The organism is Thermoanaerobacter sp. YS13 (assembly GCF_000806225.2).
Lineage (GTDB): Bacteria > Bacillota > Thermoanaerobacteria > Thermoanaerobacterales > Thermoanaerobacteraceae > Thermoanaerobacter > Thermoanaerobacter uzonensis.
This window is the reverse complement of the sequence record NZ_JOOI01000002.1, coordinates 583,679-610,051: the sequence shown is the minus strand read 5'-3', so window position 1 is coordinate 610,051 and position 26,373 is coordinate 583,679. Positions and strand designations below refer to the sequence as shown.

Below are 26,373 nucleotides of genomic sequence, written 5' to 3'. Positions count from 1 at the left end.
AAAAATAGAGACTCGTATCCCTTTAAGTTTAAATAAATTTTTTTAAATTTTTGTCATCCCAGCAGTTCATAAAAAAGCACCTCGTAAAAATAAATACTTATTTATTATATAGGATTTTAAAGTGATTGTAAAGAGGATAAAGCATCTCACCTCACAAATTAAATCAATCACTTTAAATTATTATAACACAAATTGCATTAGTTTTTGCAAAATATTATAATGTTTTAAGATATTAAAATCTCAAAGCTTTATCTTATTGAAAAGGAGGAAAAATATGGCTGCAGATTATCACGTCCACATAGAAAACGGCCCTTATACTATAGAATGGCTTAAGAAGTTTATAGATTCTGGTTTAAGTAAAGGTCTAGTTGAGATTGGTATCTCTGAACACGGTCACAGGTTTAAAGAAGGTTTTGAAGTATATAAGAGCAATGGATTTAGAAGAGAGTGGATAAAAACTTACATGGACCAAAGCATTGAAGATTACGTGGAACTTATCAAAGAAGCAAAACAAATGGCTCTTCCAGTTAAGCTGGGAATTGAAGCCGATTATTTCCCGGAAAAGGAAAAAGAAATAAAGGATTTCCTAGCTACTTACCCGTGGGACTTTATAATAGGCTCTGTTCACTGGATTGACGATTGGGGAATAGACCTTGAAGAATCAATAGAGGAATGGCACAGGAGAGATGTTGATGAAGTATATCTAGAATATTTTAATATAATTGAGAAAATGGCCAAGACAGGACTTTTTGATATAATAGGGCACATTGACCTCGTGAAAATTTTTGGATTTAGACCCAATTATAAAGTTTTTGAAAAGATAGAAAGAAATATTGAAGAAATTTCTAAGACTGGCATAGTGATTGAGGTTTCAACTGCAGGATTGAGAAAACCTGTTGGAGAAATTTATCCTTCAAAAGAGATAATGGGAATGATTAAGGAATATAATATACCGATTGTAGTAAATTCTGACGCTCACATGCCTCAAGATGTGGCAAGAGATTTTGACAAAGCTTATGCTTATGTAAAATCCTTTGGGATAAACACTCTTTATTATTTTGAAGAAAGAAAAAGAACAGCTTATAATATTTAAAGGAGCAGGAAAGCTTGCCCCTCAGTTTGTTGACAAAGTCAAAAATTTTTTGAAGAAGATATTTTGCATCGTAGCTCCGATGTTCCAAAGCGACAAAACTAAAGCTTGACCCTCGGGTTTCGGCAGGGTCCCGGGCACATTCGACATCCTTGTCTTAGTGCCCGCCTCCGCCATCCGTGGCTTCGGCCCTGCCTTCACCCTCAGTCTCACTAAGTTTTGTTAGCGCTTTGTCACAAGTCGCTCCTTATGCAAAATATCTTCTTTTCGAAAGTTTGTCTACAGTCTGAGGAGCAAGGAAAGCTTGCTCCTAAATTTATTGAAAAACCTCTTTAAAATAAAACTTCCGGCTTTTTAATATGTTACTTTGAGGCAAAGTACAGAAAAACCAGCAGTATAGATATTTGAAAATATTATAAAATTTCAGAGCATTTCTACCTTAAACCCTGTTAAATAGTATAGCTTCTCATTAATTTCTTCTAGTGTTTCTTTCTCGATAGGGGAAGAAGTTATAATTTTTACAATCATGTTGTCCATATATATACTGGGATTTTTCTTTAAAAGAATCCCTTTTTCTTCAAAAAGATTTTTAACTATGTTTATTATTTCAAATTGATTGCAACTGTCACTTATCCCTATAGGCCTACTGTCTTTTCTGACAGTTTTTTAATCAATTCTGTGTATTTTTCACCCACTACTTTTGATATAAATGAAAGCTCAATATACTTATAGCCATCCGAGGATGTCTTTATGCTTTTTTTGTAAATTTTATGTGGAAGCTTTGAAAATTCTTCATCAATTATTTTCAAAGCTTTATTTTGCTCCATTCTATCTTCAAAATTGCTATTTGCCATAATAATTTCTTTCTTCTCATTTTGGATTCCCTCTTTATCATTTGCAATTAATAAAGTTAAGCCTGTTTCACTATAGAACTTGTCTTTAACTAGATCTAAATCATTAATTTTTCCTTCTATCTTTACTATAACTTTCTTTTCCATGTTCATATATGAAACTTTTTTTATTAAAATTTCTTTAGGGAGTATTTTTGACAAAATGCTATTTATTGCTGAAATATTGATATTCTTGTTAAGCTCTATTTTCCAACCTGTTTTTTCTTCAAATTCTTTAAATTTTTCTGAGTATCTTTCTCTTGCCACATCGGGAAAATTGAAATATAAAAGAGCTATTTTTTCTTCAAACCTTGCACCTTTTTTATACAGCCCTGATTCAGGGCCAAAATATTCATCTGCAAGGGAAAGCATTTGATTTAGTTCCATTACTTCGTCTTTTTGAAGATTTTTCAACTCATTTTCAGTTACTGCATAATATAAAAACATCCGTTTTTTATCAGGTTCAAAGTATATAGTATTGTTTAATAATTCTTTCAAGTTTTCAGTGTTAACACCTTTTCCCCAAATTTGTGCTATTTCTTCAAGAGATAACGCCTGTTTTACACCTATTTTTCCAACTATAAATTGCCATAAATCTTTTATATTTTCTTGAGTCAATGCACAATTTTGGTTCATAGAAGGATAAGGCTGTTTCTCAATTTGCTTTCTTGGATTTTTTACATCAATTTCATAGATGTCACCATTTGAAGGTATGTATATTTCTGACTTTAAGTCTTTTTGAATTTCTTTTCCAAGAAAATTTATTATCTCTGGATCTCCATGAACAAGGAAAATTTTTTTAGGGTAAAGACTATTAGCAAGTGCTAGTATTTCTCCCATGTCAGCATGAGCTGACAGACCAAATTTGTCAATACTTGCATTTATCAATATTTCTTTATCGTCAATTTTAATTTTTCTGTTTTCAGTACTTTCTTCTATGATATCTAACAGTTGTCGGCCTGGAGATCCTTCATCTTGATAGCCAGTTATGGCAATTAAATTTTTTTCATCCTGTGCAAGTTTTTCAACATACCACTGACTTGGGCCTCCGGTTATCATACCTGAACTTGATATGATTACACATGATTCTTTTATAATTTCTTCTCTCATTTCAGGCTTTTCAACTTCTATAATATTATCATCAAAAAATATATCATTACCATTGAAAATTTTTTTAGCAAGGTTTTGCCTTAAATAATTGGGATTTAATTTATAAACCCTGCATACTTCTCTCACCATGCCGTCAACATATACTTTCGTTTTTAATAGCCCTTTGTTTATTGCCTTCTTTAAGATAAGTATAATTTCTTGGGCTTTTCCCAGTGCAAATGCAGGTATTATGACTTTTCCACCTTCGCTTATTATAGAGGATACTTTTTCAATAAGCCTCGTTTCTTCTAATTCCCTGTTGGCATGCAGTTTGTCTCCGTATGTAGACTCAAATATTGCTACATCCGGTCTTAATTTAGGTATGAAAGCCCCTTCTATGGTATTCTGCCTAAAACCAGAAAAATCACCTGAATAAAAAACGCTTCCTTCTTCTGAAGTAATATAAACTGAGGCTGCGCCTAATATGTGGCCTGCAGGATATAATGTAACTTTTATTTGTGAATCGGAAAAAGGCGTAAAAGTATATCCTGGTGTATAACAAAGTATCCTATCTAACATATCTTTGACATGGTTTTCGGCATAAATAGGTATTTCACTTTCTCTCTCCATTATTTTTAAGCTGTCATATAGCAATACTCTTGTTAGGTCTTTTGTAGCATGAGTCATATATATTTTAGCTCGAGGATACATTCTTGATATAATAGGTAATGTACCTGCATGATCCAAATGGGCATGACTTACTATTATGGCATCAACACCGCCATGTTCTTGAATCAAACGAAAATCAGGAAGATTATCCTTTGTAGATGACATACGTATTCCGCAATCAAGTAATATGTTTTTACCTTCAAGATTAATGAGATAACATGAAGCACCTACTTCATTAGCTCCTCCAGAAAATACAACTTTCATATAAATCCCCTTTTTGAGTTATTTTACCCTCTTTCTCTTATGCTCTTTTACACTTTCATGTTTTCTACCGAAATAACATTGCAAAATTCGGTTAACAAATTGGTCTTTTCTATACATCTTTTTATATATGTGACTACAAATATTGTAAAATCTGTTTAAAATTTCAAATTTATGAGCCATGTAAAAGTTCCATATATAGGCTATGCCCTCTTATTTATATTTTTATTTTAACCTGTTTGCCTTAAAGTGTCTACAAATATTATACTAAGTTATACTAATATCAAGAAATTTTTAAGAAGAATAGAATGTAATATTTGGTTGCTGCAACAAAACATTCAAAAAAAGCAAAGCGTTTAAGCTTTGCTCTTGTACATTTATATCTATTTTTAAAATTAATCTCCTACAGTTACAATCTCTCCTTCTTGATACCAATCTACATTTTCACCAAACAATTGACTTATTGCTCTTAATGGAACCATAACTCTTCCATTGGTCTCAACAGCAGGAGCGTCAATTGTCTTTGTTTGTCCATTAACTATTATTTGGGTAGTATTTATAGGCATATATATGTTTATATTACCTGTTTTAATGCTTACAGCTTGACTATGTTCATCCCAATTTATTGCCTTGTTATCGACTCCTATGGCATTAGCCACTGCTCTTAGGGGAATATATGTCTTCCCATTCTGGATGACTGGATTAACATCTGATTGAAGCTCATTGCCGTTTACAAAAACATGAGGGTTTTTATCTTTTTTAGCCTCATGATATAATTTTCCAAGTATTTTATAGTCATCTTTAGAATGTTGTAACTTAAGAATTTTTGTTATTGTGTTAATTGCCTCATCTAATTGTCCATTTTGTAAGTAATTTATAGCTTTTGCTTTTAGTTCTGCAATTTGTAATTCCATATTGTTATTTTGGTTAAGCGTTTTAAGTTTCTGTTCAAGCTCTTTTATTTTATTTGATATTTCTAAGGCTTTTTCAAATTGATTTTTATCTAATGCATCTTGCAATTGTTCTTTCAATTTTTGAATTTGGCTGTTTATCTTCTCAGTTTTTTCATCATTTCCCTGTGTCGTTACAGAATCATTATTTTCATCATTATTTTCTCCATTATTTTCATCTTTTTCATTAAGTATCATTTCTTGATCTGATGATCGTACATTTGAAGGTTGTGTTATTGTAGTATCATCGGATGATTGACTGTATACGCTGTGGTTAACAGTTGTGTTATCTATTAATTGTGTATAAGCACTTACATCATTGTTAGCAAAAGTCTTTGCCATGTCATCATCATCATCGGCAAATGCAACAACAGGGAAAATGGTGATAGAGAAAATTAAAATTGTTGATAATATTTTTTTTATCATTTGTTATACCCCCTAAATTTTTTTGTTATTACTCACTATAATATATTCGGCACAATAACATATTTTTTAGGGGGTTAAATTGATGTTTTTGTTAAAAAATTTTATATAGACATTACTCTATGTTTGCAACGTTGCTTTTAGACGATTGGGATTTATTTATAAATCCATACTCCTTTAATTAAAATCCCGTCTTTAGCAAGTATCCCATTAAAATCAAAGACAAAATTTTTTATCTTAAGATCTTTATCTCCTGGAATACTAATCTTAATCATATTTAACATCCAATCCAATCATTTACTATTTTATTGTCCTCTATCCCTAATGCCTTCTTTGCTTCTTCTAAAGTTATATATTCTTCCTCGCTTTCTTTTAACAATTTTTCCTCTTCATGGGCCATTTGTTCTACTTCTAAAGATTTATCCCAATCGTTAAATTTTTTTATAAGCTCTTTCTTTTTTTCTCTTTAAGATACTCAGCAAAGTCAATCACTTCAGCAATTTCCTTCTCCGTTAAAGAATCTATAATTTCATTTATTTTTTTATCATGCTACTATTTTGCATTTTTACCGCCTTAATAAAAGTTACTTTACATACATTATATCATCTTTATAATATTCTGATAACAATCCATATCTCTATATCAATCCTTTAACCGCTCTCGCTTTTATTATGCTATTTAATTTATTTAGAGACTCTACTGCTTCATCAGGAATTTCTTTGTCTGTGCTTACAATCATTAATGCTGTTCCATCATTTTTATTTGGGCTTACTTGCATGGTAGAGATGTTTATGCCAAAGTCTCCTAACACATTCCCTATGTGACCTATAACCCCTGGTATGTCTTTATTCTTGACAAATAGCATATACTCCGTAGGTTCAAAATTTACTTTATGTCCCATATACTCTACAATCCTCACTTCTTCTCCGTATGTGGTTCCTGCAAATTGTGTTGTTTTGCCATTGGTATCTGTAATCTTGAGAATGATAAGGCTTGAATAGTGGTTTATTTCTTCGATTTTACCCTCTACAACTTCTATTCCCATTTCTTTTGCCCTTAATTTTGCATTTACAACACTCACATCCTCCTCTAATACAGGCTTTAAAAAGCCTTTAAGAGCATAGAGAGTAACAATATCTGTATTAGTTTTCGAAATTTCTCCTCTATATATCACTTCAACTAATCTAACAGGAGTATCATTTATTTGATAATAAAATGCGCCCATGGCTTCAGCCAATTTCATATAAGGTTTGAGCTGTGAAAATTCGTCGGATTTTACCCCGGGTAAATTTACTATATTTCCGTACAGATTACCGTTTAAAGCCGAGATTACTTCTTGCGCAATGGATATACCTATGTTTTCTTGCGCTTCATAAGTTGAAGCTCCAATATGAGGCGTAAAAACGACATTTGGCAGTTCAAGAAGTGGATTGTTAAAATCTTGTCGTTCTACATTATATTTGGGTTCTACTTCAAGAACGTCTAATCCTGCTGCCGCTACAATGCCCTCTTTAATGGCATAGTAAAGGGCTTTTTCATCAATGATTCCTCCTCGTGCTGCATTTACTATTCTAACTCCCTTTTTCATTTTTTTGAACTCTTTTTCACTGAGCATCTTTTTGGTCTCTTCCGTTTTTGGGAGGTGAATTGTTATAAAGTCTGATTGCTGAAGCAATTCATCTAAAGTAACTTTTTCCACACCGTATTTTTCAAAACGTTCATCTGGCATATAGGGGTCATATGCAATTACTCTCATATTAAATGCTGCAAGTCTAGACGCCACAAGAGAACCAATTCTTCCTAATCCTATTACACCGACAGTTTTTCCGTTCAATTCCACACCTTTGAATTTATCTCTTCTAAAATCCCCATTAATACCAGCGTGATATGCCTGCGGTATATTTCTGGCTATAGCCAGCATAAGGCCAATGGTCAATTCCGCAGCAGCTACAGTATTTCCAGCAGGAGTATTTACAACAAGAATTCCTTTTTCAGTAGCTGCTGTTACATCAATATTGTCAACGCCATTTCCCGCACGACCTATGACTTTTAATTTTTCACCTTTTTCGATAAGTTCTCTATCTACTTTTGTAGCACTTCTGACAATAATGGCGTCATAATCTTTAATAGTTTCTAAAAGCTCATCTCTCGAAATATTAGTTTTCACGTCCACGTCAGCGTGTTTTTTTAGATATTCAATGCCATTTTCTGATATTTTCTCTGTGACAATTATCCTCAAGTTATATCCCTCCTTACCCCTCTATTGCGTCTTTCAACGCTTCAAGAGTTTTAGTAAGCATTTCTTCAGTAACATAACCCATGTGACCTATTCTTATGATTTTACCTTTTAAAGGTCCTTGTCCTCCTGTTATCAATATTCCATGTTTTTCCTTCATGTGATTTATAATCTCTGATGCTTTGTACTTTTCAGGAACTTTTATAGCAGTTATTAAATCAGAAGCTATGTTTTCTTCTGGCAGCAATTCCATGTCGAGGTTTTTTATGTATTCTCTTACTCTTTTCCCATAGTTAGCTTGCCTTTTGTATACATTATCCAGTCCCAATTCCAAAATTATATTTGTCGCTTTTGCTACAGCCATTATTGTAGAGACAGCAGGAGTAGCAGGAGTATCAGGATTGGGTTTTAAAACTCCTTCTTTTGCTTTTTTCAAGTTAAAATAATATTTTGGAAGATTAGAAGTTTCCGCTATTTTCCATGCTCTTTCACTTAAAGCGACAAAGCTCAATCCAGGAGGCGACATAAGGCATTTTTGAGAACAGGTTATTACTGCATCAATACCCCATTCGTCCATTTCAAGTGGTATGCCACCTAAAGAACTCACAGCATCAACGATGACTACCACGCCGTACCTATTAGCAATTTTTGCAATTTCTTTTACATTATTTGTAACACCTGTAGAAGTTTCATTATGAGTAACTAAAAGAGCTTTGTAATTACCATTTCTTAATTTGTCCTCTAATACGTTAAGGTCTACCGCCTTTCCCCAACCAAAATCATAAAGTTCTGCATCAAGGCCATAAGCTTTTGCTATATCATAAAATCTTTCTCCGAAATAACCTATACTGGCTACTAATACTTTATCACCAATGGAAAAAAGATTCGCAATGACAGCTTCCATTCCACCCGTTCCTGATGAGGTCAAAGTTATAACTTCATTTTTAGTTTTAAATATTTCTTTTAAATTTTTATTGAGATTAGAAAATAATTCATAAAATTCTTCTGTTCTATGGTGTAATGGCTGTGCACCAGCTACTTTTTTTACCTCTTTCGGTACCATTGTAGGCCCCGGTGTCATCAATAACATTTCTTTCATCTTATCACTCCCTGTTACTAGATATATATTTAATATGATAAATCAATAAAGTAAAAAATGCAATAGTAAAAAATACATTTGTCCACGCAAAGTAGACATTGTTAAAAAAATATCGATTACTGATAGGCAAAAATGAAAATATCTTATCTAAAAAATAAAAATTATTAAAAATCATTCACAACAATTAGAATAAAAAAAGCGCCCATTATGGCGCATCATAAGTCTGTTAACAAAGCAAAAGTTAAGTTTCTTTTTTCTACGTCAGAAATCAGAAAACAGAAACGTATGTATTTAGCTAAAATTTCTTTCAAAATTCCAAATAAAGAAGTCCTTTTTGTTATAACGATTCCCTGGCATTTTGTTATAATCTAAAGGGAGTGGAAAACCACTCCCTTTAGATTATTTTGTATATTTCCCATATACATAGCCAAATCCGCCCTTGTAGAGTACTTGATACCATCCGTTGTACTCTCCAACCACTTTAAGCTTCGTTCCGTATGGCACTGCTCCTATCTTTCTTGCATTGATAGAATTGTTTACTCTTACATTTAGTCCACTCTTAGCAGTGACCTTAACAGCCTTTAGCACAACAACATTTGATGGATTCGGAGTTGCAGCAACATACTTGCTGTAAATATATCCTGTCTTTCCATTGTAGTCAATCTTATACCATCCATTTACTTCTTCAAGCAGTGTAACAACTTTACCTGCAGGAAGCACTCCTATTACCTTATATCCAAGCCCTGCGCCTTCTCTCACATTGAGTGTTGATGCTGTGACAATTCCGTAATTGTAAGTTGTTGTCGATGTTTTTTGTGGTTCTGGTTGTGAAGTCGAAGGTACTTTTGTTTTCTCTTGCACTGGTGTTGAAAGATTAACTTTTAGCATATTAATTTGTTCAGGTGTCATACCTGCCGAAATAAGGTAATTGTATGCAGATGCTGCAAGGTCCACTTTATCTAAATTATCAGCTTTTGCAATAATTTTAAGTATCTTAAGTATATTTTGCTGAGCAATTAAATTGTATTTTTCAGTCCCTTTCTGAACACCATAAAAGTCGGTAAAACTTTGCATATAGTCATCAACAATCTCGTCCTTTGATGCACCCATTAAAGCTTCAAGTAATGCTGCCACAATACCTGTACGGTCTTTCCCTTCTGTACAATGTATAAGATAAGGTCCTTTGTTTTCTGCCATAAATTCAAGACCCTTAACAAGCTTTACTTTAAAATCATCGCTTGTAACATCAAGTCCCATATTCAGAGCTATAACATGCCCTTCTTTATAAAGATCTGCATAGTATGGACACAGATTTTTTGCAAGGTAAGTATTAATCTCCTGAGGTGAATCAGAAAGATTAATAACCGTATTTATGTTAGCTTCCTTCATGAGTTTGCATGCATATGGAGCACGTCCAAGGACATTGTTTATTGGACTGGAACTACGATAAAGTATACCTTTGGCAATATTACCGACTGCAATATTGCGGAAGTTTGCAAATACCTCATCTGAGGAATAGTCTGCACGGTTATTGGTCCTCGTTAATTTATTGGCCTCGTATTGGGCAAGATAGCCTTTTGGTTGGCTAAGCATAATTGCAAATTTGTCTCCTGCTTTTACATGAGCGATTGTATCTAGTTTTACGTAGTTAAGAGCTATTGTTATATAAGTATCTCCAGGATATGCAATAACGACAGGGTCACCAATGCTTACAAAGTAACCATCTAAGTAAGGTGCCTCAAGTACAAAACCGTTATCAAATACAACTGTTACCATATCACCAAATTTAAATCCTAATTTATTAAAATCATCAATTGTTATATTGGTAACTGGATGTCCATATTTGTCTATTTTCATAACCACTCCTGACACATTTGGAGTTTTATAGATGGGATTACCTGAAAGTTTTGCTTTAATAGCTGCAATTTCATCCGAAGTTAAACCAATTTTTTTAAGATAATTTTCTGCAGCTGTTGCAAGATCAACCTTTGAAATATCGCTTCCCTTCGGCAGACCACAAACAATTGTAGTTAACTCTGGCACTATCGTACTATTAGCTATTGTTTTATATTGTTCACTATTCTCTTTAACTCCATAATAGTTTTCATAAGAAATCATGTAATCAGCAATTATTTCATCTAATGTCGCTCCCATTAAAGCTTCTAGTACTGCAGATACAAAACCTGTACGGTCTTTGCCTTCCACACAGTGAATGAGATAAGGCCCATCGTTATTTATCATGAAACGAAGTCCTTCAGCTAATTTTTGCTCAAAATCTTTTGCTGAGAAATCGACTCCCATATTTAGAGCTATAACTTTGCCATTATCATAAAGTGATTTGTAATAACTAGCACTATCTCCATCTAATGATAAATAATTTTTAATTTCTTCATCTGAATCAGAAGTATTAATCACTGTGTTTATTCCAACAGCCTCAGCAAGTCTCTCTGCATAAGCTGCACGACCTATCTCATTATCTATCGGACTACTACTTCTGTATAAAATACCCGGCTTAATTCCAGTAGTAGCAATGCTCCGGAAATTAGCAAATATAGAGTCAGTTGCATAGTCAGAACGTACATTTGTGCGCGTCAATTTATGGATTTGATATTGGGCAAGGTATCCCCCTTTTTCTGCTAATGAGAAGGATACTTTATCACCAACTTTGACATTGTATTTAGCAGCAAAGTTACCCATGTTAATTGCTATTATAAGCAAATTATTTGTCTGGTCATCACGTACTAAAGGGTTTCCTACATCTACATCACTATAAGATGTACAGAAAGGCATTTCGATTATATTATCATTCACCGTAACCTTAAGAATATCACCTAATTCGAATCCCGCATCGTAAAGAGCTTTAGGTTTAACATCCATCACAAGATTTCCATATTTTTGAATATCAACAACTGTTGCAACTACTGTGCTGCTAATACTATTCTCTGCTTGGGCTATTATTGGTAGTTGAAAAAATACTATAGCAACAATTAAAAGCAGTGAAACAATTTTTTTAATCCGCTCCATATTTTCCCTCCTAATTAATTATATTTTTAGGTCTTTGCAGAATCCCAAAATCCTTATGGATTGAGGGATTCTGCTATATATTTTCAAAGGAATTCCTCCACTTTCGTCGAATCTTTTATAAAGAACCAAGTTATAAAAATAGAGAAACTCCTATGAAAATCAGCGTTAAACAACTCCATCTCCATTGTTCAAGATAATGCCCCATTTTTTAACAATAATTTCAATTTTATTTTTTATCTGAATTTATTCAGCTTTTTTATGCTCTCTCTCATTCTCTCTTTTAGGGTATTGTATAGATTCTTCGTAATCTATATCCACGTCTCCAATTTTTTACATATATTTTTAAACTATCCTTAATTTCTATGATGATAATTATTCTATAACTTCAATTTCTCTTTTATTCAATTGTTAACTTACATTTTTTCGTTGGGGAAAAATGTAGAGCTGCCAGAATTTAAAATGTAATTCCTTTATTTTGTTCTTCTCAATATAACTTTTTTACTGTTTTATTTTGTCTTTTAATAATTTAAAATATAATATTCCTAAATCTTTTGTAATTTATATGATACATCAGATGTCAGACAATTTCTAATATAATTATATAAACCCTCTTTTTAATCTTCAATATTGATTTAGGACAGTTTTGTTTGCATCCTTGCGGGATTACTTCTATTTCCTCAGTATTTTATACGTTTACTTAATATTGTAAACATTATTAATAAAATATAGTCTTGAAGTAGCCCAAAATTTTCAATGTTTAAAACTTCAAAAGCTCTATTACTTAAATAATATAGAAAAATATTAGAAAAGAAGATTATTAGACGGATGAATTTATTAAAATGTCCTTTCTGTGATCAAATCCGCAAAAGTTCATTCACGTTATAAAAGAAGTTTTCAAGATTTTCCAATACCAGGTAAGAAAGTTATAGTTTAATTTGCCAAAAAATATCTTTAAAGCTTAGTACCATAACTCAAGGAATGAAAATCGAGACCTTTACAATAAAAGTTTACGGAATCCCATGGAGCAAAAGGATTCCGTAAACTCACTTATAAGCTGTATTTAAATATATAGCAATGTCTACTAAAGCGAATATTCCCTAAGTTGTAAATATAGTTATTATTATATATTTCCTGTTTTCTCTAAAATTCTGTAAAGCATAGCTGCTGCCTCTGCTCTTGTAGCGTTGTCTTTTGGCTTGAAAGTGTTATCTTCATATCCTCTTACTATTCCAAGTTTTACTGCATTCGCTACTACATTCTTTGCCCATTCGCTTATCTTGTTGTTATCACTGAAAGTGGTATTGCCTATGCTGTCCTCTTTGTACTCTGCAAGCTTTCCGTATACCCTCATTATTACTGCTGTCATCTCTTCTCTTGTTATTGGGTCATCCGGCCTCATATTCTTGCCGTCTCCTAACATTATCCCTGCTTTGTATGCTGCTTCTATTGCGTTAGCATACCATGTTCCTTCTTTTACGTCATTGAATTCTCCTTTGTATGGCTCTTCTTCTATTCCTAATGCCCTTATCATTAATGCTGCAAATTCTGCTCTTGTTATTTTGGCGTTCGGTAAAAATGTTTCACTGTCTATCCCTTTTATTATATGCCTTGATGCAAGTACATTTACTACGTCATATGCCCAATTGTCTTTTGTTACGTCTTTGAATTCTTTGTTGTATTCAAAGACTCCATATGTTGAGAAGTGTTTGGCTTCAAAGGTTATTGTGTTTGTTCCTTTGTCAATTTTTCCTCCTACGTATTCCCATTGATTTGTCTTCTCGTTTAAGTAGTATACTCCTGCTTTTCTTATGTCTTTTCCACCTTTTATGTTAAATGTCATTTTTACTGGTGACCCTATTTTTATGTCTTTGTCTCCTGCTTTTATTGTTATGTCATAGGCGCTTGTTATTGGCTCGAAAGATGATGCAGTTATTTCGCCTTTGTTGTGTATGTTAAGTTTTATTGTTCCTGCTTTGTTTATGAGGTCAATTGCTTCTTGTGATACTGGTAAAGTTTTTGCATCAAATTGAAGGGCTACTTCGTCTGATTTTACTACTACGTTTTTGTTGTTCTCTGCTATTAAATTAAATACAGTTACAGGTATTTCTAATGCTTTTTGAGGTGTAGTTCCTATATTTGTTAAGTCAAATTGTATTTCTTTCTTTGATGTGTCTTTTATGTCTTTTGCTATTTTGTTTTCGTCTATTGTAAGTGTTGTTGTGTTATTTTCTACAACTATTTTGCCTTGTGATACTTCCTGAGATGGTTTCGTTGTCTCTTCAGTGCCTGCAGGTGGGGCCACTGGTGGAACAATAGGTGTAATACCACCACCACCTCCACCAGAAGAAGGTACTTCTTTTACTGTAACATTGACAGATGCAGTTTTGTCGCCATAACTTATTTCAATTGTGGTACTGCCTGCTTTAACCCCTTTAACAAGCCCTTGGTTTACTGTAGCAATACTTGAATCTTTGGATGTATAGGTAGCATCTTTTGTCACGTCTTTTGTTGTTCCATCAGAATAGTTTGCTGTAACTTTTATTTGTGTAGTTTCTCCCACTTTTATTTCAATGGAAGGTGGTTGTGCTGTTATATTTTCAAGTATTGGATCTGTTACTGCAACTGGAACATTAAGCGAATTAGTATTATAAACTGCTGTAAGTACTGTACTACCTTTTACTAGCCCTTTTACTACTCCATTAATGTATTGAGCAATTTTAGGATTATCAATTATAATTTTAGCATCTTTAGTCACATCTATCTTAGTTCCATCTGAAAAATGATTATAAACTGCAATGGGCACCATCTTGCCTGCTGGAACTGTTATAGATGGCGGGTCAACACTTATATACAATGGTACAGCTTCTGAAACTACAACTTTTATATCAACAGATTTATTATCATATGTGGCAGTTATTGTAGTCTCACCCGGATTCACTCCAACTACAATTCCATTACCCTCTACTTTTGCAATGTCCCCATATACAGATTCAAATACTGCTTTATCTGTTATATCTTTTGTTGTACCATCTGTGTATATTGCATTAATGGTTATTTTGCCTGTTTCCCCAATTGGTATATAAAGTGGATTTGGATTAGCATTAAGTGAGTCAAGCATGACTTTTTCAAGCTGTATTGTCTTTTGTGTTCCATTGTAGGTTATCGTAACGTAATTTTGTGTATCTGAAGTATATACATTTGCAGCTACTGTAGCTTCGGATTTATTTGTCGCCACATCTACTGTACTTATCGAAATGATATTATTTCCCACGTTAAGAGGTACTCTGGCAGTAAAGTTATCATTAAATGTTGTGTAATCATCAGCTTCTTTGTTAAGTATATTGTTGCCATTGATAAACAATTGGTATCCAAATCCTGTATCATATACACTGCCTGCTACTGTAAGATTTACTCCCTCAGGTGAGATAAAGCCTTTGAAATTATCTACATTTAAAGTAATTCCGGGGTTTGTAACGTCTATATAAATGGGTATTGCAAATTCTGTCTTGTGTTCATATGTTGATGGGTCATTTGGGTCATACAAATTATCAAATGCAAGGAATTTTATCTCTTTCTTTCCATCACTGTAAAAATGTATTATCGTTGAAAAAGTATTGTCTGGATTGACCGTTATTTTTTCATCATTAATATAGAGTTCACCCATAAATGTCGTCTCATCTTCTATGGTTCCTGAAACAACAATATCTCTTGTATTAAATATTTGTGCTACTTGAGGTTCTTTTACAGTAATTACAGGTCCAAAATTGTCTTTTATTTCTGGGTTAAATGCAATACATTCATTTTTTGGTGTTATATCAGAAATATTTCCTGCATAGTCTACACCAAGTACAGCTATAAATGTATAGCGGTTTGTAAGGTCAACTTCTGCTGAAACGGCAGCACTTGGCAGTGATTTTGTTTCAATATTTGTGACATTGCCTGTCACAGGGTCAATCTTCCCTGTAAAAATTATATAGGACTCTATACCCGAACCTTTATCACTACCTGCCCACGCCACTGTTGCTTTTCCCTTGGAAATATAGTCTGCCTTTAAGTATCCATTTTGATCAATATAGTCCACATTTAGCAAAACATCAGGAGGCATTGTGTCAACTTTAACAGGCATTTCAAGAACTTGTGTCCTTGCATTTGGATAATCTATCTTAGATTCAAAGCGCATATAATATTGCCCATCAGGAACTACTTCAAATTGTCCTGTTGCAGGGTTAAATGCTTTGCCATTCCATATCCAAGAATCAGAAATCTGAGCTTTGGATGTCTCCGCTACATTCTTTCTTAAATATTCCTCTTGGGATATTTCTCTTATTACACTTCCTTTCTCATCTACAACACTTACTTTAAATTCTCTTGCATTTCTCATAAATGAAAGCACTGGCTGCACAAAGTCAAATACACCATCGTTATTAGGAGATATGGCAATTGTAGATGGATCAGGCGTCTTGCTCCCAAGGTTCCCTAAGAAATATAATTCATTGTTTATAACTCCGGCCACACCTGTAAGTCCATAATAAGTGTCATCTTCCCAAAGAGGTGAATCTATAATTCTCGGTTCATCCCAACTTCCATAAAAAGCTGTATAAGGTACGCTTAGTTTTGGAAGATTGCTATCTTCTGGAATAAAGCTTAAAAATCCTTCCGCAAAAATATTTTGTGGAGCATTTTGAGGAATTATCAGTGTGACATCTACAGTCTGTTGTCCTTTTGCAGGCACTGTCACAGTATCTTTATCAAATTTAACTGTCCCCCCTGTAAGGGTTGTTGTTTCAGCAAAGTTAAATCCCCAAAGAACATAATCTGTCAAAACTCCATACTCGTCCCTTAAGGTATACGTAACATCGCTGTTACTATGATTTTTAAGAGTCAAGGTAAAAGTCGCACTATTTCCAATACTACCAAGTGCAATACCTGCTTTTCCATTTGTATCTGTAATTGTCACAGGTGTTTTGATTGCCTTATCTATTTGAATCATACCTGCACCTTGTTGTCTCGGTGAATAAGGATGTGGATTCCTTTGCCCCCCATAAGGAGCAGCATTGTTATTTGTATCAATTATAACTTTGGCTGTATTCATAGCCATTATTTTAGCCATTTCAACAAAGTCTCTGCCATCTTTGAAGGTCAATTCACCCTTAGATACTTTATCTTTAAGAGCTTCAGCAATTAACGCCATTGCACCTGCCACATGAGGTGATGACATAGATGTACCGCTCATCAAACCGTAAGAATCTTTATTAAGTGTTGAATATATTCCGCCGCCAGGTGCCATTATTTCCGGTTTAAAGTCAAAGCTTGGTGTAACCCCCCAGGATGAAAAGTCCGTTACATTGTCTCCCGGAGGAACTCCTAAATTATTTGTTCCTATAGCACCATCAAATTTTACTGTGACTTTTTGCCCTTGATCTAACAAAGCTTTAATTGCAAGACCTGCATCTCTTAAAATAGACACAGAAGGAATTTTCGTACCTTTTCCTAATGCCATTGAAATTGTTCCTGTAGTATTATTGAAAATTACTGCAGCTATAGCACCAGCATTTTGTGCATTTATCGTCTTTGCGTTAAATGTAATAGATCCTCTTGAAATAAGGGCAACTTTACCCACTACATCTTTACCTTGAAAATCCTCGGGTCTACCTAATCCACAGTATACTACTTCATACTCTCCTTTCAAGATATCTGCAGGGTCAATAGGGTCATGGTCTGTAGGACTTCCCACAGAATATACTACTCTATTAAAACCTTGTGGAGCAGGATTTACAGAAAAGCTTTTTCCTGTAAGTCCAGGATTTATAGAAGCAGCCACTTGAATAGCATCAAGCCACAAGCCAGGCGAGCCGACAGTTCCTATATCTGGATCCATTGCATATGGATAAAATTCTGCACTCGTGGAATAACTGGAGTTACCAGCTGAAACAACAACTACTACGCCATTGTCAACAGCGTTTTTTATCGCCAGATGCTCAGGGTCATCAGGGCGAACGAAACCTGCTGTTGAGCCTAAGCTCATGTTTATAACATCTGCACCAAATGCGACGGCGTGGTCAATACCTGCTACTATATCGTCCGAAAAAGCAGATGCAAAATTAGGATTGTTTGAAAATACCTTTTCAGCTATAAGCTGTGCCTCAGGTGCAACCCCTTTAATATTACCATTTGCTGCAACTATACCTGCAACGTGTTGCCCGTGCATTGACTGTGTGGCCCCAATATCTATAATTTGATCATTGTTGTCTGCCCAGTTCCAACCAACAGGTACTTTATCTGTAAAATATTTATAAGGAAGACCTGTTGTATTTGCTATTTCCTGTACTTTTGCTTGAGTCAATTTTGCTCTGGAACTATCTGTTATTTTCATATCTTGGTGCCTATAATCTATTCCTGTATCTACTATTGCAACAACCATTCCTTCACCTTTATATCCCAAGTCATTCCACACGGTTGGTGCATTTGTTGAATAGATTGCTGTTGTCATGTCAAGGAAATACTCATTTGCAATTTTTACATCTTGTACTCCAGGCAATGTTTTAATTTTTTCTATGTCTTTAACTTTTACCTCGCCACTTATGCCATTTAAAACGGTTTTATATGTATGTCTTGTTTTAAAATTGAAATTTTTGCTCAATACGCTTTTTAATTGAGTTTGTTCTTGAGTAATTTTGTTTAAAACAGTCGTTTTTTCATTTTGCGTCAAAGTTTTGAGAGTCTTGTTAGACTTTAATGCAAATGAAGCAAGACTATCCTTTTCTAATTGCACAATAACTCGTACGGTTTCATCAGGATTATATTTTTCAATCTCTTGCTTGGAACCATCTCTTAAATTTTGTATTTCTTCTCCAAATTGCTCTACAATTTTTGACTTGCTTTGATAGGGTTTAGCAGTTTCTTTAAAATTATCTTTAGCAATTTGTTTTAGAAGATTATAATCGATTTTTAGCGAATCTAAAGTAAGTTTTGGGTTATCTGATGATGGTATTTGCTGAGAATAACCAAAAGAGCTAAAAACACTGAATACCAATGTAAATGCAATTAGAAAAACTAAAAACCTTTTGCCCATAAAATCTTAACCCCCTTGTTTTTCATCTTCCTTATGTTTCGACAAAAAAATGCAATTTTCTCTCCTTCACCCCCCTTTATGAAATATCTATAATCTAAGGTAATAAGCCCTTAGATTGCATAAGTTTAATAATTATAAATAAAATTTGTAATTATTGTTGAATTTGAGACATTTTATTTAAAATATAATATACTAATCTTTTGTTTGGTTATTTGTACGATTAATATTTAATGTTATATAAATTTCATATTCAATATTATTCTACATAAATTACATTTTTCCTTCTTTGGGAAAATAAAATTTTTTATTTATAAAACATGCTTTTTGCAAGAAATTATTCATCTCATAAAGTTAAAAAACCACATGCTTTGCATGTGGCTAGAAAACGCTTTTATAAAATTTAAGTATTTTTAAATTTTATATTTTCTTTAATACTTCTATTGCCTTATCTAATTGAATATCCTTATTATTTAATTCTTCAAGCATTTTAACCATTGCATCGTATGTGTTTTTATCAAAAACCCCTGTCGAAGTTAATCCCGCTTTCTCTTGCAGTTGTTTTACAGCATTCGCCGTTTTAGGTCCAAAAATACCATCTTCTGGGCCCGCATTAAACTTCAATATATTTAAATTCTTCTGTAAAATTTTTACATCATTTCCTCTGGCACCTGCCTTCAATATTCCATTAAATTTAATTGAAGGAGGATATTGAGTATTTACCACATATATATCTGGCTTCAAGCCTTGTTTGTCAATATATCTGCCTGAAGGGAGTTTATACATTGCAATTGTAAGCTTAAAACCACTTCCATCTGGCAATGGCACTACTGATTGGACAGTTCCTTTTCCAAAAGATTTTTCCCCCACTAATATACCTGCTTTGGTATCCTGTATAGCCCCTGCTAATATTTCAGCTGCAGAAGCAGTATTGCCGTTAATTAAAACTGCTAATTTATACTTAGGATTATTGAGATAAGAATAATATATTTCATCTTCTCCTTTTTTTCTCTCTACAGTCAATACAACTCCTTTTGGAACAAAAAAGTTTGCAACGCTTACCGCCTCTGTAAGGAGTCCACCGGGATTATCTCTTAAATCAAGGACGATTTTATTTATATCGTTATTATCCATATACGTGAGGGCATTTGCTATATTAGATGTGGTATTTTCATTGAATTCTTGTATTTTTATGTATCCAATTCCATCGATTATTTTATAAGAAACTGGATTGACACGAATTATTTGTCTGGTAAGTTCAAATTCTTTTATTGACCCTCCTACGTCAAAAGTGACCTTTACTTTTGTACCTTCATCCCCAATTATCATGTTTACTACGTCATTTATATTCATTCCCTCAACGCTTTTGTCGTTTACCGCTTTTATAATATAACCACTTTTGATTCCAGCTTTTTCAGCAGGTGAACCTTCTAAAACAGAAGTTACAACAATTTTTCCGTCCTTTTCAGTCAAGACCATTCCTGTCCCACTGAAAGTTCCAGAAGTATTTTTGGTAAAATCTTTAAACTCCTCTTTTGTAAAATATGTACTATATTCATCAAGGCTTGAAAAAATTCCTTTTAAAGCTGCTTCTTTGAGTTGATTGTACGTCACATCTCCAATATAATTATCTGTTATATACTTCATTATAGAACCAATGTCTGCAAGGTTATCATATAGTTGTTGATCTGTCGTGGTTTGCGTTGAAGATTCAGCAAAAACATGTACTGGAACAGTAAAAGCAAGACTTGCAGCGATTAAAAATGTCAAAATTAGCGCCAAAATTTTTTTCACAATATATACCTCCATTTCTAATATATTAAGTTATAATTTCTTCGCTACTACAGTTTAATTATATCACATTGGTTAATCATAAAAATTTATCACATAATAAAATTTCAAAGGTTTCCCTATACTGATAGAGAAACCTTTGAAACTTGAGCACCGTTATTTTCACAATGAAGTTTGTATACTCTATAATCTATTTCCATGCCAGTATACACACTTCCCACTCTTTCTATTACTTTATCTACTTTATCTTCCGAACAAATAGCCATAATTGTGGGGCCTGCTCCACTTAAAAAAACAGAATAAGCACCTGCTTCTAAAGCTTTTTCAAAACAGGCATACATTTCAGGTATAAGTTTAGAGCGATATTTTTGATGGAGCATATCTTGAGAGGCAATCTTTAACAAATCGTACCTTCTACTAAACAAAGCAGCTGTCAAAAGAGAAGACCTACCTGTATTGAATACAGCATCTTTAAAATCTATTTTTTGGGGCAATATATTTCTTGCAATTTCTGTTTTTAAAAGTTTTTTGGGAGTAAAGGCAATAAATTTTAATTCTTCTCCTAACTCTTTTTTTATATAATAAGTAGTATTACCGTCAAAAACTGTTACATTCAGCCCCCCATTTAGAGCAGGGCCTACATTATCAGCGTGTCCTTCCATAGAAGCCGCAAGGTCTAAAATTTCCTCATGTGTTAAAATACTCCCTGCAAGTTCATTTGCTGCTAGCATTCCGCCAATTATTGCTGCCGCACTACTTCCAAGACCACTACCTATCGGAATACCATTTTTTATCTCTATTTTTAATCCTTCATATTGCGTCTCAGTTTTTTCAAAAACTTTTTTAGCCGCTTTATAGACAAGATTATCTTCAGTCGTTTCTATTTCTTTATAGTCCTCTCCTGAAACCTCTATCAAGAGTCCTTCTTCTATAAATCCCATAGAAATTTCTGTATACATATTTAGTGCCACTCCTATGCAGTCAAAGCCTGGTCCCAAATTTGCCGAAGAAGCGGGAATTCTCACGTGCACCATGTCATTCTCCATATAAAATTTCCTCCAATGCTTTTAGATTTGCCTCTATCGTTTTTATCTCGCCACCTAATTTAACAGCAGTATCTGGATCCTTTAATCCATTTCCCGTCAAAACACAAACAACAGATTCTCCTTCTTTAAAAAATCCTTCCTTGTATTTCTTAATAACTCCTGCAATAGAAGCTGCTGAAGCAGGCTCTGCAAAAATACCTTCCTTCTTGGCTAAAAGCGCATAAGCCTCCAGTATTTCTTCATCTGTAACTTTGTCAATGAGTCCACCCGACTCATCCCTCGCAGCGACAGCCTTTTCCCAGCTGGCAGGGTTACCTATTCGTATCGCTGTTGCAATAGTATCAGGGTTTTCAATTACTCTGTTTTCAACTATAGGTGCAGCCCCAGCTGCTTGAAAACCTAACATTTTAGGAAGCGTCGTTATTCTTTTGGCATTATAATATTCTTTAAAACCCATCCAATAAGCTGTTATATTCCCTGCATTCCCCACAGGAAGCGCAACATAGGAAGGAGCATCTTTAAGTTCGTCACATATTTCAAAAGAAGCTGTCTTTTGTCCTTCTAATCTATAAGGATTTATAGAATTCACCAGCGTTATGGGAAATTTTTTTGAAATCTCTCTAACTAACCTCAAAGCATCATCAAAGTTTCCATCTATGGCAATAACCTTAGCACCATAAGCAATGGCTTGAGCAAGCTTTCCTAAAGCAATTTTGCCTCCGGGTATAAGTACAATGCTCTTGAGCCCTGCCTTTGCTGCATAGGCAGCTGCAGAAGCAGAAGTATTCCCTGTTGAAGCGCACACAACCGCATTAGAACCCTCTTCTTTTGCCTGCGACACGGCTACAGTCATACCCCTGTCTTTAAAAGAACCTGTTGGGTTTAGCCCTTCGTATTTCAGATATATTTTTATGCCTGGAAAAAGTTTTTGAAGATTGGTAGCTTCATAAATAGGTGTATTACCTTCTTTTAAGGTAACTATATTTTCCTCTTTTATTTTAGGCATAAACTCTCTATAAGCTTTTATTAGGCCTTCCCACCCCATTGACTATTCCCCCTCTACTCTTATGACACTTTCTATACTTTCTACTTCCCTCAGATTTTGTATTTTCTCCAGGGCTTCAAATACTTTACCTGTATTCGCAATATGAGTGATCAACACAATCTCCGCAGTATCTCCCAAAACCCCTTTCTGCACTACTGACAAAAGGCTTATTCCCTTGTCTCCTAATATACCAGTAATTTTGCTCATTACGCCAGGTTTATCAAAGGCTATGAGCCTTATATAATATTTGGATACAGTATCCACAATAGGAAGAAGGTTTGCATCTTCGCACCCATTTTGAATAACAATATGGTTTTTTACATCCATTATGTCCGCAACAACTGCACTGGCAGTAGGCATCATACCCGCACCTTGCCCATAAAACATAACTTCCCCTACTGCATTTCCATCAACTAAAATAGCGTTGAAGACTCCATTTACGCCGCTTAAAGGATTGTCTTTTTTTATCATGACAGGATGTACCCATGCTTCTAATCGCTCTTTTTCGTCAATTTTTGCATAAGCTATAAGTTTTACATTGTACCCTAATTCTTCTGCATATTTTATGTCAGATTTAGAAATAGACTTTATGCCTTTTGTGTAAATTTTTTCAGGCAAAATAAATTTGTCAAATGCTAAAGTGCATAGTATAGCAAGTTTTCGTGCCGCATCAAAACCTTCAACATCATCTGTCGGGTCTATCTCTGCATAACCTTTTTGCTGAGCATCTTTTAAAACTTCTTCAAAGTCCAAACCTTTTTCTTTCATTTCTGTTAATATATAATTTGTAGTTCCGTTTAATATTCCTTTGATTTCGTATATTTTATTTGCTGCAAGACATTGTTTTAATGGTCTGATGATGGGAATACCACCACCGACTGATGCTTCATAGAGAAGACTTACTTTATTTTCTGTCGCAAGTTTTATTAGCTCTTTACCGTGAACTGCTATGACTTCTTTGTTTGCAGTGACAACATGCTTACCTTTTTTGAGAGCTTTTATGATATATTCTAAAGCAGGATGTTCTTTCCCCATCACTTCTACCACTACATCTATTTCTTCATCTTCTAAAATGGCATTTGCATCAAAAGTTATTTTCCCTTCTGCAAGGGGTGTCCTCTTTTTATTAGGGTCTTTCACAAGTATTTTCTTTATCTCGATTTTTTCCCCTATCTTTTTTTCAATATTTTTACCGTTTTGGTTGATTAAATGAACTACACCTGTTCCAACTGTGCCAAGGCCCATTAGTCCTATCTTCATCCTCAATCCCTCTCATTCTCCCAAAATTTCTATTTTCCTAACTCCGTTTTGACTGGATAATTTCTCAAGGAAATTTTCCAAACTTATTTCCATGTACTGAGTATCAATAGAAATAGTTACACTGGCCACCCCCATAGAAGGCATACTTTGATTTATGGTGACAACATTTCCCCTCGCATTTGCTACCACATCCAAAATAGAAGAAAGCACTCCTGGCATATGGTCTAACACCATAGATAAAGTTATGATTTTTCCTTTACTAAACTTAGAAAAGGGAAAGACATAATCTCTATACTTGTAAAAAGCACTGCGAGATATGCCTACTTGTTTTACTGCTTCATTGATAGTTTTCACTCTACCTGATTCTAATAATTCTTTCACTTTTAAAGTTTTTTTAAGAGAGTCTGAAAGGATCTCCTCCCTTATTATATAAAGTTTACTGTCTTCTCCCACAAATTCCACCTCCCATTGTTCTCATAGAATAAACATCATTCCATATATGGAATACATTTTATCACATTAAATTATAAAAATCAATAGCAGTTTACGTTTACTAAACAAAAAATTAACCTATTGTCTATGTATTCATCTAACCCATGCAAATAATTTTAATCATAAATATTCACTAAAAGCATTATTTTTAAAATATATTTTGTCCAATATATTTCACTTTACCATTACTAATTAGTATATTTATTCAATAGTGTGTATTTTTAACAATTAACATGACACAATTTTTTTAAGTAAAAGAAGGATTTTTTAAAAAAACGTCGAATATATTATTTGTAAAACTATTTCAACCCATTAATTTATCAACATTTTGCATTTTTACCTTCATCATTATCTATTTTTTAACTAATACGATGAAGGAGAAGGTGGAAGTTTATTTTTTTGAAGGAGGGGGGATAAACTTCTGACTTATTAAAATTTTGTAACTAAATAAGCAAATTTTTAAAAGGGGGTTGCTATTAAATGGCAAGTTCAAATCTGTTTAGAAAGAAAACTTTAGATATGGTATTATCAGAAACAGAAGCTGCTGAATACAAATTAAAGAAAACTTTAACTGCCATTGATTTAATTGCATTAGGATTGGGTGCAATCATAGGTACGGGTATATTTGTTATTACTGGTGTTGCCGCTGCCGAAAAAGCAGGTCCTGCAATTGTGCTTTCTTTTATTATAGCTGGATTGGCTTGTGCTTTCGCAGCAATTTCATACGCTGAATTAGCGTCAATATTCCCAATTGCAGGTTCTACCTATAACTATACTTATATTGCAATGGGAGAATTTATAGCTTGGATAATAGGATGGGACTTAATACTTGAGTATGTTTTTTCTCTTCCAGCTATTGCTTTAGGTTGGTCTGGCTATTTTACCAATCTCATGGCAAGTGTAGGAATAAATATACCTGGCTGGGCAGCCAACTCTGCATGGCAAGCAGCGGGAGGACTTATTAATCTTCCAGCAATAGGAATTCTTCTTGTCATCGCAATCCTAAACTACATTGGGGTAAGAGAAACCGCTACGGTTAATAATATTGGCGTTGCCTTTAAAGTATTTGTTGTTCTTTTCTTTATCTTTGTCGCTGCATGGCATGTAAAACCAGTTAATTGGCATCCTTTTATGCCTTATGGATGGCAAGGAATATTCCACGGCGCTGCAATTATCTTTTTCGCATATATAGGTTTTGATGCCGTTTCTACAGCTGCTGAAGAAACAAAAAATCCAGCCAAAGATATGCCTATTGGGATTTTGGGATCTCTTGGAATAAGCACCCTTTTGTACATCACTGTTTCAGCAATTTTGACAGGTGTTGTTTCATATACAGAGTTAAATGATCCAGCCCCTGTTGCAAAAGCTCTAAACTTGATAGGTCTAAACTGGGCAAGAGGACTTGTTTCATTAGGTGCTATTGTAGGTATCACAACAGTTTTACTTGTTATGTTCTACGGATCTACAAGAATAATCTTTGCTATGTCTCGTGATGGACTTTTGCCACCTGTTTTCTCAAAAGTTCATCCAAGATTTAGAACACCTTCTCTGGCTATATATCTTATAGGAATTGTAACTATGTTAGTAGCAGGATTTTTACCAATTAACATAATCGCAGAACTTGTAAATATAGGAACTATGTTGGCTTTCATACTCACTTCTATCGGTGTAATAGTATTGAGATATAAACAACCAGATTTACCAAGAAAATTTAAAGCCCCAGGTGTACCATGGACACCCCTTTTGGCAATAGCCTTTGTACTTTCACTTATGGTATCTCTCCCGTGGGAGACATGGGTAAGGCTCATTGTATGGCTTATAATAGGACTTTTCATTTATTTCGGTTATGGAAGACATCATAGTATACTGGCCAAAACATCAGAAGGGTAACAACAATATTAAAAATGCGGCAAAGTACGAAACTTTGCCGCATTTTTCA

General features: G+C 34.0%; 14 protein-coding genes and 1 pseudogene. 2 read left to right on the top strand and 13 right to left on the bottom strand.

The window, feature by feature from the left end; translation table 11 throughout:
• Nucleotides 1-274 precede the first annotated feature (274 nt).
• Nucleotides 275-1,093, top strand: coding sequence for a histidinol-phosphatase (locus THYS13_RS10780; protein WP_042834524.1), 819 nt, complete (start codon nucleotides 275-277; stop codon nucleotides 1,091-1,093).
• 632 nt (nucleotides 1,094-1,725) lie between these two features.
• Here the strand turns inward: THYS13_RS10780 and THYS13_RS10770 are convergent.
• The 13 genes and pseudogenes from THYS13_RS10770 to THYS13_RS10715 form a co-directional block, all read right to left on the bottom strand.
• Entirely contained in the window at nucleotides 1,726-4,002 is a 2,277-nt protein-coding gene (locus tag THYS13_RS10770) for an MBL fold metallo-hydrolase (protein WP_235603358.1), read from the bottom strand.
• 392 nt (nucleotides 4,003-4,394) lie between these two features.
• Nucleotides 4,395-5,291 (bottom strand): stalk domain-containing protein, encoded by an 897-nt coding sequence (locus THYS13_RS10765; RefSeq protein WP_235603357.1) that lies wholly within the window; start codon nucleotides 5,289-5,291, stop codon nucleotides 4,395-4,397.
• Nucleotides 5,292-5,649: 358 nt separating this feature from the next.
• Complete coding sequence (locus tag THYS13_RS14825) at nucleotides 5,650-5,772, bottom strand: hypothetical protein (protein WP_255356313.1); 123 nt, start codon at nucleotides 5,770-5,772, stop codon at nucleotides 5,650-5,652.
• A 237-nt stretch (nucleotides 5,773-6,009) separates the two neighbouring features.
• On the bottom strand, nucleotides 6,010-7,611 hold the full coding sequence (gene serA / locus THYS13_RS10755) for a phosphoglycerate dehydrogenase (protein WP_042834522.1): 1,602 nt from the start codon (nucleotides 7,609-7,611) through the stop codon (nucleotides 6,010-6,012).
• Nucleotides 7,612-7,624: 13 nt separating this feature from the next.
• On the bottom strand, nucleotides 7,625-8,707 hold the full coding sequence (locus tag THYS13_RS10750) for an alanine--glyoxylate aminotransferase family protein (protein WP_042834521.1): 1,083 nt from the start codon (nucleotides 8,705-8,707) through the stop codon (nucleotides 7,625-7,627).
• 399 nt (nucleotides 8,708-9,106) lie between these two features.
• The gene (locus THYS13_RS14960; RefSeq protein ID WP_369819228.1) at nucleotides 9,107-9,964 is read right to left on the bottom strand and encodes an SH3 domain-containing protein; all 858 of its coding nucleotides are present in this window, start codon (nucleotides 9,962-9,964) and stop codon (nucleotides 9,107-9,109) included.
• Between the two features lie 657 nt (nucleotides 9,965-10,621).
• Nucleotides 10,622-11,731: pseudogene (locus THYS13_RS14955) on the bottom strand (tyrosine-protein phosphatase); the annotation flags it as partial.
• A gap of 1,120 nt (nucleotides 11,732-12,851) precedes the next feature.
• Nucleotides 12,852-18,803 (bottom strand): S8 family serine peptidase, encoded by a 5,952-nt coding sequence (locus THYS13_RS10740; protein ID WP_042834520.1) that lies wholly within the window; start codon nucleotides 18,801-18,803, stop codon nucleotides 12,852-12,854.
• A 417-nt stretch (nucleotides 18,804-19,220) separates the two neighbouring features.
• Nucleotides 19,221-20,594, bottom strand: a complete 1,374-nt coding sequence (locus tag THYS13_RS10735) for a S41 family peptidase (protein WP_042834519.1) — start codon at nucleotides 20,592-20,594, stop codon at nucleotides 19,221-19,223.
• Between the two features lie 116 nt (nucleotides 20,595-20,710).
• Nucleotides 20,711-21,637, bottom strand: a complete 927-nt coding sequence (gene thrB / locus THYS13_RS10730; protein WP_042834518.1) for a homoserine kinase — start codon at nucleotides 21,635-21,637, stop codon at nucleotides 20,711-20,713.
• Nucleotides 21,627-22,682 (bottom strand): threonine synthase, encoded by a 1,056-nt coding sequence (gene thrC / locus THYS13_RS10725; protein ID WP_042834517.1) that lies wholly within the window; start codon nucleotides 22,680-22,682, stop codon nucleotides 21,627-21,629. Before thrC ends, thrB begins: the two co-directional genes overlap by 11 nt.
• A 3-nt stretch (nucleotides 22,683-22,685) precedes the next feature.
• Nucleotides 22,686-23,942: a homoserine dehydrogenase gene (locus THYS13_RS10720; protein WP_042834516.1), complete on the bottom strand. Its 1,257-nt coding sequence runs from the start codon at nucleotides 23,940-23,942 to the stop codon at nucleotides 22,686-22,688.
• 12 nt (nucleotides 23,943-23,954) lie between these two features.
• The gene (locus THYS13_RS10715) at nucleotides 23,955-24,395 is read right to left on the bottom strand and encodes an ACT domain-containing protein (RefSeq protein WP_042834515.1); all 441 of its coding nucleotides are present in this window, start codon (nucleotides 24,393-24,395) and stop codon (nucleotides 23,955-23,957) included.
• A gap of 519 nt (nucleotides 24,396-24,914) precedes the next feature.
• Between THYS13_RS10715 and THYS13_RS10710 the strand changes: the two genes are divergently transcribed.
• On the top strand, nucleotides 24,915-26,324 hold the full coding sequence (locus tag THYS13_RS10710; protein ID WP_042834514.1) for an amino acid permease: 1,410 nt from the start codon (nucleotides 24,915-24,917) through the stop codon (nucleotides 26,322-26,324).
• The last annotated feature ends 49 nt before the right edge of the window (nucleotides 26,325-26,373 follow it).

Coding starts and splice junctions, on each gene's coding strand:
- THYS13_RS10770 (WP_235603358.1), bottom strand. CDS start 4,002: ATGAAAGTTGTATTTTCTGGAGGAGCTAATGAAGTAGGTGCTTCATGT.
- THYS13_RS14960 (WP_369819228.1), bottom strand. CDS start 9,964: ATGGGACTTGATGTTACAAGCGATGATTTTAAAGTAAAGCTTGTTAAG.
- THYS13_RS10780 (WP_042834524.1), top strand. CDS start 275: ATGGCTGCAGATTATCACGTCCACATAGAAAACGGCCCTTATACTATA.
- THYS13_RS10750 (WP_042834521.1), bottom strand. CDS start 8,707: ATGAAAGAAATGTTATTGATGACACCGGGGCCTACAATGGTACCGAAA.
- thrB (WP_042834518.1), bottom strand. CDS start 21,637: ATGGAGAATGACATGGTGCACGTGAGAATTCCCGCTTCTTCGGCAAAT.
- THYS13_RS10765 (WP_235603357.1), bottom strand. CDS start 5,291: ATGGCAAAGACTTTTGCTAACAATGATGTAAGTGCTTATACACAATTA.
- THYS13_RS14825 (WP_255356313.1), bottom strand. CDS start 5,772: ATGGCCCATGAAGAGGAAAAATTGTTAAAAGAAAGCGAGGAAGAATAT.
- thrC (WP_042834517.1), bottom strand. CDS start 22,682: ATGGGGTGGGAAGGCCTAATAAAAGCTTATAGAGAGTTTATGCCTAAA.
- THYS13_RS10710 (WP_042834514.1), top strand. CDS start 24,915: ATGGCAAGTTCAAATCTGTTTAGAAAGAAAACTTTAGATATGGTATTA.
- THYS13_RS10720 (WP_042834516.1), bottom strand. CDS start 23,942: ATGAAGATAGGACTAATGGGCCTTGGCACAGTTGGAACAGGTGTAGTT.
- THYS13_RS10740 (WP_042834520.1), bottom strand. CDS start 18,803: ATGGGCAAAAGGTTTTTAGTTTTTCTAATTGCATTTACATTGGTATTC.